General features: G+C 66.1%; 15 protein-coding genes and 1 tRNA gene. 15 read left to right on the top strand and 1 reads right to left on the bottom strand.

Annotated features, from left to right (window positions below):
- Window positions 1-77 precede the first annotated feature (77 nt).
- The 13 genes from ruvC (at window position 78) to queC (ending at window position 11843) form a co-directional block, all read left to right on the top strand.
- The gene (gene ruvC, locus AC5YGJ_RS17835) at window positions 78-599 is read left to right on the top strand and encodes a crossover junction endodeoxyribonuclease RuvC (protein WP_249843124.1); all 522 of its coding nucleotides are present in this window, start codon (window positions 78-80) and stop codon (window positions 597-599) included.
- Between the two features lie 13 nt (window positions 600-612).
- Window positions 613-1206, top strand: coding sequence for a Holliday junction branch migration protein RuvA (gene ruvA, locus AC5YGJ_RS17830; RefSeq protein WP_010481591.1), 594 nt, complete (start codon window positions 613-615; stop codon window positions 1204-1206).
- A gap of 49 nt (window positions 1207-1255) precedes the next feature.
- On the top strand, window positions 1256-3175 hold the full coding sequence (locus AC5YGJ_RS17825; protein WP_249843126.1) for a potassium transporter Kup: 1920 nt from the start codon (window positions 1256-1258) through the stop codon (window positions 3173-3175).
- A 352-nt stretch (window positions 3176-3527) separates the two neighbouring features.
- Entirely contained in the window at window positions 3528-4568 is a 1041-nt protein-coding gene (gene ruvB, locus AC5YGJ_RS17820; RefSeq protein ID WP_107231780.1) for a Holliday junction branch migration DNA helicase RuvB, read from the top strand.
- On the top strand, window positions 4558-4989 hold the full coding sequence (gene ybgC / locus AC5YGJ_RS17815; protein ID WP_309334290.1) for a tol-pal system-associated acyl-CoA thioesterase: 432 nt from the start codon (window positions 4558-4560) through the stop codon (window positions 4987-4989). Before ruvB ends, ybgC begins: the two co-directional genes overlap by 11 nt.
- A gap of 10 nt (window positions 4990-4999) precedes the next feature.
- Window positions 5000-5779: a protein TolQ gene (gene tolQ, locus AC5YGJ_RS17810; protein ID WP_006438802.1), complete on the top strand. Its 780-nt coding sequence runs from the start codon at window positions 5000-5002 to the stop codon at window positions 5777-5779.
- A gap of 24 nt (window positions 5780-5803) precedes the next feature.
- Window positions 5804-6232, top strand: a complete 429-nt coding sequence (gene tolR, locus AC5YGJ_RS17805; RefSeq protein ID WP_008265776.1) for a protein TolR — start codon at window positions 5804-5806, stop codon at window positions 6230-6232.
- On the top strand, window positions 6222-7277 hold the full coding sequence (gene tolA, locus AC5YGJ_RS17800) for a cell envelope integrity protein TolA (protein ID WP_249843129.1): 1056 nt from the start codon (window positions 6222-6224) through the stop codon (window positions 7275-7277). The genes tolR and tolA overlap by 11 nt, the downstream gene beginning before the upstream one ends.
- A gap of 187 nt (window positions 7278-7464) precedes the next feature.
- Window positions 7465-8784, top strand: a complete 1320-nt coding sequence (gene tolB, locus AC5YGJ_RS17795) for a Tol-Pal system beta propeller repeat protein TolB (RefSeq protein WP_057496973.1) — start codon at window positions 7465-7467, stop codon at window positions 8782-8784.
- A gap of 64 nt (window positions 8785-8848) precedes the next feature.
- Window positions 8849-9367, top strand: a complete 519-nt coding sequence (gene pal / locus AC5YGJ_RS17790) for a peptidoglycan-associated lipoprotein Pal (RefSeq protein ID WP_496187302.1) — start codon at window positions 8849-8851, stop codon at window positions 9365-9367.
- Window positions 9368-9370: 3 nt separating this feature from the next.
- The gene (gene ybgF / locus AC5YGJ_RS17785; RefSeq protein WP_107231783.1) at window positions 9371-10189 is read left to right on the top strand and encodes a tol-pal system protein YbgF; all 819 of its coding nucleotides are present in this window, start codon (window positions 9371-9373) and stop codon (window positions 10187-10189) included.
- A gap of 208 nt (window positions 10190-10397) precedes the next feature.
- On the top strand, window positions 10398-11099 hold the full coding sequence (gene queE / locus AC5YGJ_RS17780; RefSeq protein ID WP_496187301.1) for a 7-carboxy-7-deazaguanine synthase QueE: 702 nt from the start codon (window positions 10398-10400) through the stop codon (window positions 11097-11099).
- Between the two features lie 78 nt (window positions 11100-11177).
- Entirely contained in the window at window positions 11178-11843 is a 666-nt protein-coding gene (gene queC, locus AC5YGJ_RS17775; protein ID WP_014038216.1) for a 7-cyano-7-deazaguanine synthase QueC, read from the top strand.
- Between the two features lie 67 nt (window positions 11844-11910).
- Here the strand turns inward: queC and AC5YGJ_RS17770 are convergent, their stop codons facing one another.
- Window positions 11911-12906 carry a DUF2268 domain-containing putative Zn-dependent protease gene (locus AC5YGJ_RS17770; protein ID WP_496187300.1) on the bottom strand — a complete coding sequence of 332 codons (996 nt, stop codon included), beginning with the start codon at window positions 12904-12906 and terminating at the stop codon, window positions 11911-11913.
- 168 nt (window positions 12907-13074) lie between these two features.
- Here AC5YGJ_RS17770 and AC5YGJ_RS17765 point away from each other — a divergent pair.
- Together AC5YGJ_RS17765 and AC5YGJ_RS17760 are read left to right on the top strand one after the other, a co-directional pair.
- A tRNA-Lys gene (locus AC5YGJ_RS17765) sits at window positions 13075-13150 on the top strand.
- Between the two features lie 166 nt (window positions 13151-13316).
- Window positions 13317-14294 carry a DUF2971 domain-containing protein gene (locus AC5YGJ_RS17760; protein WP_496187299.1) on the top strand — a complete coding sequence of 326 codons (978 nt, stop codon included), beginning with the start codon at window positions 13317-13319 and terminating at the stop codon, window positions 14292-14294.
- Window positions 14295-14311 lie beyond the last annotated feature (17 nt).

Raw genomic sequence — 14311 nt, 5'->3', positions numbered from 1 at the left:
GTTGAACGGTCATCGCGGACAGTCATGAGCCTATACGCCTGCCAGCGCCTCCCGTTCTGCCCCGCCAGGAGTGCGGCATGACCCGCATCCTCGGCATCGATCCCGGTTCGCAGCGGACCGGGGTCGGCATCATCGATGTCGATGCCGCCGGCCGCGTCAGCCACGTGCACCACCAGCCGCTGGTGCTGCTGGGGGCGGACGATTTCCCGCAGCGCATGAAGCTGCTGGTGCTGGGCCTGGCCGACCTGTGCCGCGAGTACCAGCCGCAGGAAGTGGCCATCGAAAAGGTCTTCATGGCGCGCAACCCCGATTCGGCACTGAAGCTGGGCCAGGCCCGTGGCGCGGCGATCTCGGCCGTGGTGCTGCGCGACCTGCCGGTGCACGAATATGCCGCCAGCGAGATCAAGCTGGCGGTGGTGGGCCGCGGTGGCGCCGAAAAGCAACAGGTTCAACACATGGTTGGGCTCATGCTCAACCTGAAAACCAAGCTGCAGGCCGACGCGGCCGACGCGTTGGCGGTGGCGATCACCCATGCCCACGTAAGGGCAACGGCCAACCGCCTGGGGCTCAGTGCCCGCCAGGCGTGGGGCCGCAAATGAGGAGCTGCACGCAATGATCGGTCGACTGCGCGGCATCGTCGCCTACAAGGCGCCGCCGTGGCTGGTGGTGGATGTGAATGGCGTGGGCTACGAACTGGAGGCGCCGATGAGCACCTTCTACGACCTGCCCGAACTCGGCCGCGAGGTCACCCTGTACACCCATTACGCGCAGAAGGAGGACAGCGTCTCGCTGTACGGCTTCCTCCGCGAGGGCGAGCGCCGCCTGTTCCGCGATGTGCAGAAGGTCAGCGGCATCGGCGCGAAGATCGCGCTGGCCGTGCTGTCCGGCGTCACCGTCGAAGAGTTCGCGCGCATGGTCCAGGCCGGTGACATCACCGCGCTGACCCGCATCCCGGGCATCGGCAAGAAGACCGCCGAGCGCATGGTGCTGGAGCTGCGCGACCGCGCGGCCCAGTTCGGTGCCGGCGGCGCGCTGCCCACCGGCAGCGGCCCGGCCCCGGCCGACCCGCTGTCCGATGCCACCGTGGCGCTGCAGCAGCTGGGCTACAAGCCGGCCGAAGCGGCGCGCATGGCCCGCGACGCCTTCAATGAAGGCGACGAAGTGGCCACCGTGATCCGCAAGGCCCTGCAGTCGGCCCTGCGCTGAGCCGCTTTCCCTCCCTTCAACGAACCGCCTGAGCTTCGCCAGGAGTCCCATGTCCAGCAGTCAAACCCCGCACGCAACCGCCCCCGGCGGCCACGGTCACGCCCCTCCGGCCGGAGGCATGGCGCTGATCATCGGTGCGATCGGCGTGGTCTTCGGCGATATCGGCACCAGCCCGCTGTACACCCTGAAGGAGGCGTTCTCGCCGCACTACGGGCTCAACAGCGACCACGACACCGTGCTGGGCGTGCTGTCGCTGGCGTTCTGGGCGCTGAACATCGTGGTCACCCTGAAGTACGTGACCATCATCATGCGCGCCGACAACGATGGCGAGGGCGGCATCATGGCGCTGATGGCGCTGACCCAGCGTACGCTGCGCAACGGCTCGCGCTCGGCGTATGTGGTGGGCATCCTGGGCATCTTCGGGGCCTCGCTGTTCTTCGGCGACGGCGTGATCACCCCGGCCATTTCGGTGCTGGGCGCGGTCGAGGGCCTGGAGGTGGCGGCCCCCGGCCTGCATGCCTTCATCGTGCCGATCACCGTGGTGGTGCTGCTGATGGTGTTTGCCGCGCAGCGCTTCGGCACCGAGAAGATCGGCAAGGCGTTCGGCCCGATCACCTCGGTCTGGTTCATCTCGCTGGCGGCGATCGGCATCTACAACATCGTCGATGCGCCGGAAGTGCTGAAGGCGTTCAACCCGTGGTGGGCGATCCGCTTCTTCATGGAGCACAGCTGGCACGGCATCTTCATCCTCGGTGCGGTGGTGCTGGCGGTGACCGGCGGCGAAGCGCTGTACGCCGACATGGGCCATTTCGGCGCCAAACCCATCCGCCACGCCTGGTACTTCTTCGTGCTGCCGTGCCTGGTGCTGAACTACCTGGGGCAGGGCGCACTGGTGCTCAACCACCCCGAGGCGCTGAAGAACCCGTTCTTCGAAGCAGTGCCGTCGTGGGCGCTTTACCCGATGATCATCCTGGCCACGATGGCGGCGGTGATCGCCTCGCAATCGGTCATCACCGGCGCGTTCTCGGTCTCGCGCCAGGCCATGCAGCTGGGCTACATCCCGCGCATGCGCATCAAGCACACCTCGCACGACACCATCGGCCAGATCTACATCCCGGGCATCAACTGGGGTATCGCGGTGATGGTGATCGGGCTGGTGCTGGCCTTCCGCAGCTCGTCCAACCTGGCCGTGGCCTACGGCATCTCGGTGTCGGCCACGATGCTGATCGACACCCTGCTGCTGGCCCTGGTGGCCCGCTCGCTGTGGCCGAAGGCCCGCGCCTGGCTGCTGCCGCTGTGCGTGGTGTTCTTCATCATCGATCTGGGCTTTGTCATCGCCAACGGCGCCAAGCTGCTGCAGGGTGCCTGGTTCCCGGTGGTGCTGGGCATCTTCCTGTTCACCATGATGCGCACCTGGCGCCGTGGCCGCGAGCTGCTGCGTGATGAGATCCGCAAGGACGGCATCCGCCTGGATACCTTCCTGCCGGGCCTGATGCTGGCACCGCCGGTACGCGTGCCGGGTACCGCCGTGTTCCTCACCGCCGACCCGAGCGTGGCCCCGCATGCGCTGATGCACAACCTCAAGCACAACAAGGTGCTGCACGAGCGCAACGTGTTCCTGCACGTGGTCACGCTGCCGGTGCCGTATGCACCGGAAGGGCAGCGGCTGAAGATCGAATCGGTGGGTGATGAGTTCTACCGGGTGTACGTGCGCTTCGGCTTCATGGAGACCCCGGACGTGCCGCTGGCGCTGATGCGCTCGTGCGACCACGGCGGCATCTACTTCGACCCGATGGACACCACCTTCTTCGCCAGCCGCGAAACCATCGTCGCCACCGCCAACCGCGGCATGCCGATCTGGCGCGACAAGCTGTTCGCGCTGATGCACCGCAACGCCGCCCCGGCGACGGGCTTCTTCCGCATTCCAGGCAACCGCCTGGTGGAACTCGGTGCCCAGGTCGAGATCTGACCCCATGTCCTGAGTCATCCACCCATCCATCCACGCGCGGCGTGGATGGATGAATGTCGACCAAGGTCGACACCCACCAAGAGCAGGCAGAGCAGGCCACGCCATCCAGACAGATCGCAGAAATCTGTCGAAGGCGGGGTGGGTCCGGTTGCGGGGGCGTGAGCCGCATGGATGCGGCGACCGAGCTTACATGGACGTACTTGCAGCGTCCCCCGCAACCGGACCCACCCCGCCATTCCCCAGGAAGCCCGCTTCGGCTGTTGCTGTTGAGGTTGCCGGCCAGCGGCCGGCACTACCGCGGGTGCCGGGCGCAGCCCGGCCGAAACCCGTACTTTTGCCGCATAATCAGCACATGACCGACGACCGCATCATCGGCGCCGGCGCCACCCGCGAGGATGACGCCGCCGACGCCAGCATCCGCCCCAAACGCCTGGCCGACTACCTTGGCCAAGCCCCGGTGCGCGAGCAGCTGGAGATCTACATCGAAGCGGCCAAGGCCCGTAGCGATGCGCTCGACCACGTGTTGATCTTCGGCCCGCCGGGCCTGGGCAAGACCACCCTCAGCCACGTCATCGCCAACGAGCTGGGCGTGGCGCTGCGGGTCACCTCCGGCCCGGTGATCGAGAAGGCCGGCGATCTGGCCGCGCTGCTGACCAACCTGCAGCCGCACGATGTGCTGTTCATCGACGAGATCCATCGCCTGTCGCCGGTGGTGGAGGAAGTGCTGTACCCGGCGATGGAAGACTTCCAGATCGACATCATGATCGGCGAGGGCCCCGCGGCGCGCTCGATCAAGATCGACCTGCCGCCGTTCACCCTGATCGGCGCCACCACACGCGCCGGCCTGCTGACCGCGCCGCTGCGCGACCGCTTCGGCATCGTCCAGCGCCTGGAGTTCTACAGCGTCGAGGAGCTGACCCGGATCGTGCGCCGTTCGGCCGCCATCCTCGGCATCGACTGCACCGCCGATGGCGCCGGCGAGATCGCGCGCCGCGCGCGGGGTACCCCGCGCATCGCCAACCGCCTGCTGCGCCGCGTGCGCGACTACGCCCAGGTCAAGGCCGGTGGCCACATCGACGAGCCCGTGGCCCAGGCCGCCATGAAGATGCTCAAGGTCGACCCGGAAGGCTTCGACGAGCTCGACCGGCGCCTGCTGAAAACCATGGTGGACTACTTCGATGGTGGCCCGGTCGGTATCGAATCGCTGGCCGCCGCGCTGTCCGAAGAGCGCGGCACGCTGGAAGACGTGGTCGAGCCGTACCTGATCCAGCAGGGCTTCCTGGTGCGCACCGCGCGCGGCCGCATGGCCACCCACAAGGCCTACCGGCACATGGGCCTGAAGCCGAAGAACCCGCCGCAGGACCTGTTCGCGGAGGTTCCCGATGTCGGTTGAGCCGCGATTCAGTTGGCCGACACGCATTTACTGGGAAGATACGGACGCAGGCGGGGTGGTTTACCACGCCCGCTACGTGGCCTTCATGGAACGGGCCCGGACCGAATGGATGCGCGCGCTGGGCTACGGCCAGGAGCGCATGCGCGCCGAGCACGGGATGATCTTCGCGGTGCGCTCGATGCAGATGGATTTCATCAGGCCGGCACGGCTGGATGACACCCTGCAGGTGAGCGCCACCCTGGTCCAGCTGAAGAGGGCCAGCATGGTCTTCAACCAGCAGATCCTGCGCGACGGCGAGCTGCTGCTGTCGGCGCAGGTCCGCATCGCCGCACTGGAAGCGGCCAGTTTCCGCCCGCGTGGCATGGACGACGCCGTCCTTGCCATGCTGCAACCCCACCTCCACCCCGAATCCGAACTTTGAGGAACAACGGATGATCGCAACGCTCCTGGCCCTGCAGGCCACGGTCACCGAGGCACTGCCGGCCGATGTCAGCAATGCCGCGACCCAGACCCTTGCCCAGGCCACCACCGGCGGCGGCATCAACTACCTCGAACTGATGGCCAAGGCCAGCCTGCCGGTGAAGATCATCGTGCTGCTGCTGCTGGTCGGCTCGTTCGTCAGCTGGGTGATCATTTTCCGCAAGGCCCGCGTGTTCAAGCAGGCCACCCGTGAAGCCGACGAGTTCGAGAACCGCTTCTGGTCCGGCGCCGACCTGGGCAAGCTGTATAGCTCGGCCACCGACCGCAGCCGCAATGTCGGCGGCCTGGAAGCCATCTTCGAAGCCGGCTTCCGCGAATACACCCGCCTGCGCGACAAGCGCCGGCTGGATGGCCGCGCGCAGCTGGAAGGCGCGCAGCGTGCCATGCGCACCACCTACACCCGCGAAGTGGACCAGCTCGAACGCAACCTGGAACTGCTGGCCAACATTGGCTCCACCGCGCCGTACGTGGGCCTGGTCGGTACCGTGTTCGGCATCATGGTGACCATGCACGACATGATCAGCAGCGGTGCGCAGGCCGGTATCGCCGCCGTCGCCCCGGGTATCTCCGAAGCGCTGTTCGCCACCGCCATCGGCCTGTTCGTGGCCATTCCGGCGGTGTGGGCCTACAACCGCTTCACCACCCGCGTGGAGCGCATGTCGGTGCGTTTCGAGACCTTCGCCGAAGAGTTCAGCTCCATCCTGCAGCGCCAGAGCGCTGGCGACGAGTAAGCGCCTGACCCGGGAGTCCAAGCCATGTCCGCTGCCATCGGTCGCCGCAAGCGCCGCAAGCTGAAATCGGAAATCAACGTCGTTCCCTACATCGACGTCATGCTGGTGCTGCTGATCATCTTCATGGTCACCGCGCCGCTGCTCACCCTGAGTTTCGACGTCGATCTGCCGCAGTCCAACGCCAAGGCGCTGGAAAGCAAGCAGGACCCGGTGATCGTCTCGGTGCGCCAGGACGGCCAGCTGAGCCTGAAGCTGCCCGACGCCAAGGAACCGGCCGCGGTGTCGGCCGAGGAGCTGGAAGGGCGCCTGGCCGGCATCGTCGCCCAGGACAAGGGCGTGCGCGTGATCGTCGCCGCCGACCGCGCCGTGGCCTATGACAAGGTCATCGCCGCCATGGATGTGATCAAGCGCGCCAAGGTAGACAAGGTAGGCCTGGCCACCGATGCACGCTGACGCCCTGCCACCCCCGCAGCAGCGCGAACCCGGCTGGGGCCTGCCCCTGGCGCTGGCCGTGCTGGTGCATCTGCTGGTCGCGCTGATCTTCATCGGCGCCTGGCTGTGGTCGCCCGAACGCAATACTGATGCCGCCGCCGGCGATCCCTCGGTCGAAGCCAGCCTGGCGCTGTCCGCGTCCGAGGCCGCCGCCGCGCGCCAGGCCCTGCGCCAGTCGGAAAAACTGGAAGACCTGCCACCGCCGGTGGCCGAGCCGATCCCGGTGCCGGAAGACACCGTGCCTCCGCCGCAGCCGATTCCCGAACCGCGCCCGCAGGACGCGCCGACGCCGCAGCAGCAACAGGCGCAGGAGCGTGTCGCGCAGCCGGATACCAAGGACCAGGAAGCGGCCAACGCACTGGCCATCTCGCAGGAGAAGGCCAAGCAGGAGCAGGAAGCCAAGCGCCGCCAGGAGCAGATCGACCTGACCGAACGCAAGCGCCAGGAAGAAGCGGAGCAGAAGCTGCGCCTGGCCAAGCAGCAGGAAGAGGACGCCAAGAAGAAGCTGGCCGACCAGGCCCGCCAGGCCGCGGACAAGGCCGAGGCGGAAAAGCAGAAGAAGATCGCCGAGATCCGCGCCAAGCGTGAGCAGGCCGAGAAGGAAGCCAAGCTGGCCGAGCAGAAGCTGCGCCAGGTGGCTGCCGCGCGCAATGCCGCCGGTACCGCCGCTGCCGGCGCCAGTGGTGCTGCGCAGCCGGCCGCCGGCGGTGGTGGCAACAGCGACGATCTTTCGGCCAAGTACGCCGCGGCGATCCAGGCCAAGGTGCTGTCGCAGTGGGTGCGCCCGGATACGGTGCCGCTGGGCCAGCGCTGCCAGATCACCATCACCCAGATCCCAGGTGGCACGGTGATGCAGGCCAAGGTCAGCCCGAGCTGCCCGTACGACGAGGCCGGCAAGCGCTCGATCGAGGCCGCCGTGCTCAACGCGCAGCCGCTGCCGTACCGCGGCTTCGAGTCGGTGTTCGCGCGCACGCTCAACTTCACCTTTACCGCCCAGGATCGCTGAGGCGGGGCAGGGCGGCCGCCCGGTCGCCCCTTGCCCAGGCCACCCCAGGGTGGCCGCGACGTTAACGGTGCGTGAGAACACGGGCTGGAACTGACCCGGAATTCACGTACCCTTGGTTCATGATTGCGAAGCGGTTCACTTCCGCTTTGCTATCCCTCGTTCCGGTTTCCCCCCTATTGAGCGCTCCATGAAAAAGATGCCTCGCTGGCTTGCCGTGTTTGCGGCCCTGTTGCTGCCCTTTGCTGCCGTCGCGCAGCAGAAGGGGCTGGATATCGACATCATCGGCGGCAATGCCTCCGCGCTGCCGATCACCATCGTGCCGATGCCTTACCAGGGCTCGGCGGCTGCCCCGCAGACCGACGTCGCCGGTGTGGTGCGCGCCGACCTGGAACGTTCGGGCCAGTTCCGCACGCTGCCCGAAGCGCAGATCGTCGAAAAGCCGGTGCGCGGCGGCGACATCCAGTTCGCCACCTGGCGCGCGCTGAAGCAGAACTACATCGTGGTCGGCCGCGTGCTCGACGCCGGTGCCGGCGCCTACCGCGTCGAGTACGAACTGTTCGACGTGCCCAAGGGCGAGCGCCTGCTGGGCCTGGCGATGACCGCCCGTGGCAATGCCATGCGCGATGTCGCCCACCAGATGGCCGACGCCATCTACGAGAAGATCACCGGCATCCGCGGCGCCTTCTGGACCCGCATCGCCTACGTGACCGCCAGCGGCAAGGGCGACGCCATGCGCTATGCGCTGATGGTGGCCGACTCTGATGGCTACAACCCGCAGACCATCGTGCGTTCGGCCGAGCCGCTGCTGTCGCCGTCGTGGAGCCCGGATGGCGGCAAGCTGGCCTATGTCAGCTTCGAGCGTGGCAATTCGGCCATCTACATCCAGAACATCGCCACCGGCGCGCGTGAGCTGGTCACCAGTTTCCGTGGCATCAACAGCGCCCCGGCGTTCTCGCCGGATGGCCGCAAGCTGGCCCTGACGCTGTCACGTTCGGGCAACCCGGAAATCTACGTGATGGATCTGGGCAGCAAGCAGCTGACCCAGCTGACCAACCACTTCGCCATCGATACCGAGCCGACCTGGGCGCCGGACGGCAGCGCGGTGTACTTCACCTCCGACCGCGGCGGCCGTCCGCAGGTCTACAAGGTCGGTGCCGGCGGCGGCAGCGCCGAGCGTGTGACCTTCCAGGGCAACTACAACGCCAAGCCCTCGGTGTCCTACGACGGCAAGAAGATCGCCGTGGCACAGGGCTCGGGCAACAGCTACAAGATCGCGATGATGGACAGCTCGCTGGGCTCGCCGCGCTGGAGCACGCTGTCCCCGGGTTCGCTGGATGAATCGCCCAGCTTTGCGCCCAACGCAAGCATGGTGCTGTACGCCGCCCGCGAAGGTGGCCGTGGTGTGTTGTACGCCGTTTCGGCCGATGCGCGGGTTCGCCAGCGCCTGGTCCTGGCCGATGGTGATGTGCGCGAGCCGGCATGGTCCCCATACCGTACCCAGCGCTAAAAGAGTGTTAATATTTTCGCTGTCTTGAACCCCTCATCGGCCTAGGAGCCACAAAGGTATCGCCATGAACAAGTCCACCCGCGTTCTGCTTGTTTCCCTGCTGTCTGTGGCCGTCCTGGCCGGTTGCTCGAAGAAGGTGAAGGAAGAGCCGCAGGCTCCGGTCGACACCGGCACCTCGACCACCAGCCCGACCGGTCCGTCGACCTCCGGCCTGTACGGCCCGGGCGACCTGGACACCGACGCCTGCCTGCGTCAGCGTGTTGTCTACTTCGACCTGGACAAGGAAGACGTGAAGCCGGAATTCCAGGCCATCATGGCTTGCCACGCCAAGTACCTGCGTGACCGTCCGTCCTCGCGCATCACCCTGCAGGGCCACACCGACGAGCGCGGTTCGCGCGCGTACAACCAGGCCCTGGGTGAGCGTCGTGGCAACGGCGTCAACTCGGCCCTGCAGGCCAACGGTGGCTCGGCTTCGCAGCTGACCGTCGTGTCCTACGGTGAAGAGCGTCCGGTCTGCACCGAGTCGAACGAGTCCTGCTGGTCGCAGAACCGTCGCGTCGAAATCGTCTACACCGCGCAGTAATCCATGCGCATTGGCATCACATTGATGCTGGTCGTTGCGGCAGCCCTCGTGGCTGCCGCACCGGCGCATGCACAGCGACAGAGCCTGGCCGATCGTGTCGGCGCGCTCGAGCAGCAGATGTACAACAACAGTGCCAACCAGGACCTGTTGAACCAGATCAACCAGCTGCGGCAGCAGGTCACCAGCCTGCAGGCCTCGATCGAGCAGTTGCAGCACGACAACGCCCAGCTCAAGCAGTCAGCCCAGGACCAGTACCTGGATCTGGACAGCCGCCTGAACCGGTTGGAAGGGGGCAATGCCGCCCCGGCCCTGCCGCCCGTTCCGGCGAGCGCGCCGAAGGCCGCCCCGGCCCCGGCAAAACCCGCAGCGGCGGCCACTTCCGAGCGGCCGCCTTCGGTCCATGGCGATGCCGGCAGCCTGGCCGCCACCGGCGACGAGCGCACCTCCTACAACGTCGCCTTCGATTCGCTCAAGGCCGGCAAGTACGATGACTCGGCGCAGCTGTTCCTGAGCTTCCTGCAGCTGTACCCGAACGGCGTGTACGCGCCGAACGCGCTGTACTGGCTGGGCGAGAGCTATTACGCCACCCGCAATTTCCCGATGGCCGAGACCCAGTTCCGTGAACTGCTCTCGCGCTATCCAACCCACGACAAGGCCGCTGGCGGCCTGCTCAAGATCGGCCTGTCGCAGTATGGCGAGGGCAAGGTCGACCAGGCCCAGCAGACGCTGGAGACCGTCGTGGCGCAGTACCCGGGATCGGACGCCGCGCGTACCGCCCAGGACCGCCTGCAGTCCATTCGCCTCGGCAAGCAGATCCGCTGATCCGCTGATCGGGCGTACAATTGTTGCCCTGTAGAGCCGAGCCCACGCTCGGCTGCTTTCGTTTCCGGAACGGCAAACCCGCCCGGATCCGGCAGCGCCGGGCCATGCCCTTCCGGTTGCTGTGTTGTAGAGCCGAGCCATGCTCAGCTGCGTTCGTTACCGGCCACGGTAGCCCACCCGCCACGTGTCCCACCAAGAAGTGCCCGCCATGACCGCCGTTACCCCGTCCAACGCCGTCGCCACCCCCAGCGACATCGTGCAGTCGCCGCTGCCGCGCCTGAAGATCACCGAGATCTTCACCTCGCTGCAGGGCGAAGCCGATACCGCCGGTTGGCCGACCGTGTTCGTGCGCCTGACCGGCTGCCCACTGCGCTGCCAGTACTGCGATACGGCCTACGCCTTCCACGGCGGTACCTGGTGGGACATCGACGACATCGTGACCGAGGTGCTGGCCCAGGGCGTGCGCCACGTCTGCGTGACCGGCGGCGAGCCGCTGGCGCAGAAGCGCTGCCTGGTGCTGCTGCAGAAGCTGTGTGATGCCGGCATGGACGTCTCGCTGGAGACCTCCGGCGCACTGGACGTCAGTGCGGTGGACCCGCGCGTATCGCGCGTGGTCGACATCAAGACCCCGGGTTCGGCCGAAGTGGCGCGCAACCGCTGGGAAAACCTGCCGCTGCTGACCGCCCGCGACCAGATCAAGTTCGTCATCTGCAGCCGAGAAGACTACGACTGGGCCAAGGCCCTGCTGGCCGAGCACGATCTGGTCAAGCGCTGCACCGTGTTCTTTTCGCCCAGCAAGGGCGAGATCACCGCGCGCCAGCTGGCCGACTGGATCGTCGAAGACCGGCTGCCGGTGCGCTTCCAGATGCAGTTGCATAAAATCCTGTGGAACGACGAGCCGGGTCGATGAGCCCGCGCAGCGTTCCCTGATGTAGCTCCGGCGCGGGACAGCGTGCTGGCTTTCCCCTCCCAACCGGATGTTTTACCCATGAAGAAGGCAGTCGTGCTTCTCTCCGGCGGCATGGATTCAGCCGCCGTCATCGCCATGGCCCAGGAACAGGGCTTCGCCGTGCATGCCCTGAGCGTGCGCTACGGCCAGCGCCACACCTCCGAACTGGACGCCGCCGCCCGCGTGGCCAAGGCCCAGGGCGTGGTCGCGCACAAGACCGTGGACGTGGACCTGCGCAGCATCGGCGGCTCGGCACTGACCGACGACATCGACGTGCCCGAGGCCGGCGGTGCCGGCATCCCGGTCACCTACGTGCCGGCGCGCAACACCATCATGCTGTCGCTGGCGCTGGGCTGGGCCGAAGTGCTCGGCGCCAACGACATCTTCTGCGGCGTCAACGCCGTGGACTACTCCGGCTACCCGGACTGCCGCCCCGAGTTCGTGGCCGCGTTCCAGGCGCTGGCCAACCTGGCCACCAAGTCGGGCGTGGAAGGCGCCGGCATCAAGGTGCATGCCCCGCTGCAGTTCCTCAGCAAGGGCCAGATCGTCAGCGAAGGCGTGCGCCTGGGCGTGGACTTCGGCCTGACCGTGTCCTGCTACAACGCCGACGCCAACGGCGCCGCCTGCGGCCACTGCGACGCCTGCCGCCTGCGCGCGCAGGGCTTCGCCGAAGCCGGCGTGGCCGACCCCACGCTGTACGCCTGAGGTGATGGGGGGTGATGCCCCCCTCATGGTGGGTGCGAACCGTTGGTTCGCACTCTCTGTCCCGCCGCTACCGGCGGCTGGAGTCTGGTAGTGCCGGCCGCTGGCCGGCAGCCTCATCAGGCAACCATCCCGATGCTCCGATGAAGGCCCGCACCGCCTTCGGATCGTCATAGTCCAACTCGATCATCCGCGCGATCCCCGCCTTCTCATCCGGCTGCCGCCGCATGTATTCCTGCGCGATGCGATACCCAGCGTAGTACCCCAGATCACTCACCCCGAACGGATTGTGGGCGCTGTTGTACAGCCAGTTGTCGAGGTCGTCCCCGTCCATCTCGGCAATGAAGCGCGTGCGGATTTCCGCCTCGTGCGCGGGCCCGTAGGCATACAGCGGCAAGGCCGGCCGACGCCCGCTCAGCCGCTCGGCCACGTACTCGGCCACACCCTCGCGCACCGCGTACTGGGCCAGGCTGCCGGTGGTCTCGCGCTGCTGCGTGTGCACGTACTCGTGCAGGTTGTTCTGCGCGTTGTTCGCACCCGGCCGGCTGTCGTAGAAGATCCGCAGGCGGTCGCGCATCTTCTCCGGCAGCTCGCTCACGTCCACGCGCTCATCGCCCAGCGCCATCTCCGCGCCAATCAGCACCTTGTCGCCCAGCGTGGTGCCACCGGTGCGCAGCACGCCCACCGCATAGGTGATGGTGGCCGGGCGCAGGGCAGGGTAGAGCGAACGGAACGCGACCAGGTCGCGCTCCAGCGTGGCGCTGGCCTGCTGCGCGTTGGCGGTGAGCGGCCGCACCGAGGTCCAGAAGCGTGGCCACGCATGCATGGCTTCGGCGTACTCGCGGGCGGTGTAGCGGCGCACCTGCATCAGTGCATGCAGTCCGGGGCTGCCCGGGTCGATGTAGTGCTGCTGGACCAGCGCCACCCGGCGCTCGGCATCGGGCTCGGCGCGCACCGCATCGTAGGTGGCCCAGAAGCGGGCGATGTCGTCGGTGACGACCTGGGACGGGGCGGCCAGGGCCGCACAGGGCAGCAGGGCGGCAAGCAGGCTGACGATCAGACGCATCCATGGCTCCGGGGAAGGATCACAGATGGGATGCGCCGATGGCCCGAAAGGTTTAAGCCCACTGGTCGTGCCGGCCGCTGGCCGGCAACCTCGACACACCGGGGTTCCACGCGACCGGCCAAAATAGGGTAGAATGCCCACCCCGCCGAAAGGCCGGGGCAGTGCAATGGGCCGTTAGCTCAGTCGGTAGAGCAGAAGACTTTTAATCTTTTGGTCGTAGGTTCGAATCCTACACGGCCCACCATTGCTGCATAAGGGTTTCGGAGCGATCCGGAGCCCTTTTTGTTTTTCCGCAATCGCCGATCTTTTCCGCAAATCCCTGCGGCTCGGCGCTTAGGCGCCCGGTTAGGGCTTGTCTGGCAGCAGCCGCTCTGCGAAAGTCTGGGCTCCAAGTAGGCCGTGAGATTCGCATGAGCGCTAGTCCAGCTGACTCGATCCTCAACGCCCTGTGGGACAGGCTTTATTCCGATATCGATCCCTCGCAGCACTTCCCCGACGTCAGGCCGAAGCTGGCGCATTACACAAACCTCTTTACGGCTGAAGCGATTTTTAAGGGCGATGAGTTCTGGATGTCGCATCCTTTCCTTATGAATGATCATGAGGAGCTGCGCTGGGGAATTGAGAAAGGAACGGACAGGTTCCTTGAAAGCAAAGCGATCTCGGACGCGGTAGCTTCGGAAGCCCAGCATCGGGTCGTGGTTGATGCCTTGCAGGCAGCGAAAGATGTCGATGGCAGCATGTATTCGTATGACACCTACATCGCTTGCTTTAGCAAGCATGATCCAGGAGACAAAGACGGCCTCCTGTCGATGTGGCGTGCATATGGCGCTGACGGGGCTGGCGTAGCTATCGTCTTCGACTCTGCCAAGCTCGCGGAGGAAGCAAACTCACCACTGATCATTGCTCCGGTCGAATACCGCACAACAGCAGATCGCTTCATTTGGATGGATTGGGCAATCAAGCAGACGGCAGATGCAATCAAATTGCTCGGACCATCGGCTGATCCAGATGATCTAAGGCGAGCAGTGTATTACTACTATGCCCGCTTGCGGAGAGCCGCGCTGTTCTCTAAGCACAAGTCTTTCAGCGAAGAGAAGGAGTGGCGAATTGTCTATGACCCAACTGCCGACGAGTCAGGTGGCAAGTACGACCAGCTAATGAGCTATGCGATTACGCCCAAGGGTATCCAGCCGAAGCTGAAGCTTCGACTAGGTGCAAGATCTATCGACAAGCCATTGCATCTAGAGGATATTGTTGAAGCGATAATTCTCGGACCGACCGGTGGTTCGCTCATTGCCCAGCATGCGATGAAACGTTTGTGTGTTGCTGCCGGCAAGCCCAAGTTGGCCCCGAAGGTCTTTAGCTCGAGCACTCCCTATAGGCCGTAACGGGGGGGTGATTCGCC

The sequence above is a fragment of the Stenotrophomonas sp. CS3K5 genome (genome assembly GCF_059515225.1).
The sequence above is the reverse complement of the archived record's forward strand: the minus strand, read 5'-3'. Positions and strand labels throughout refer to the sequence as shown.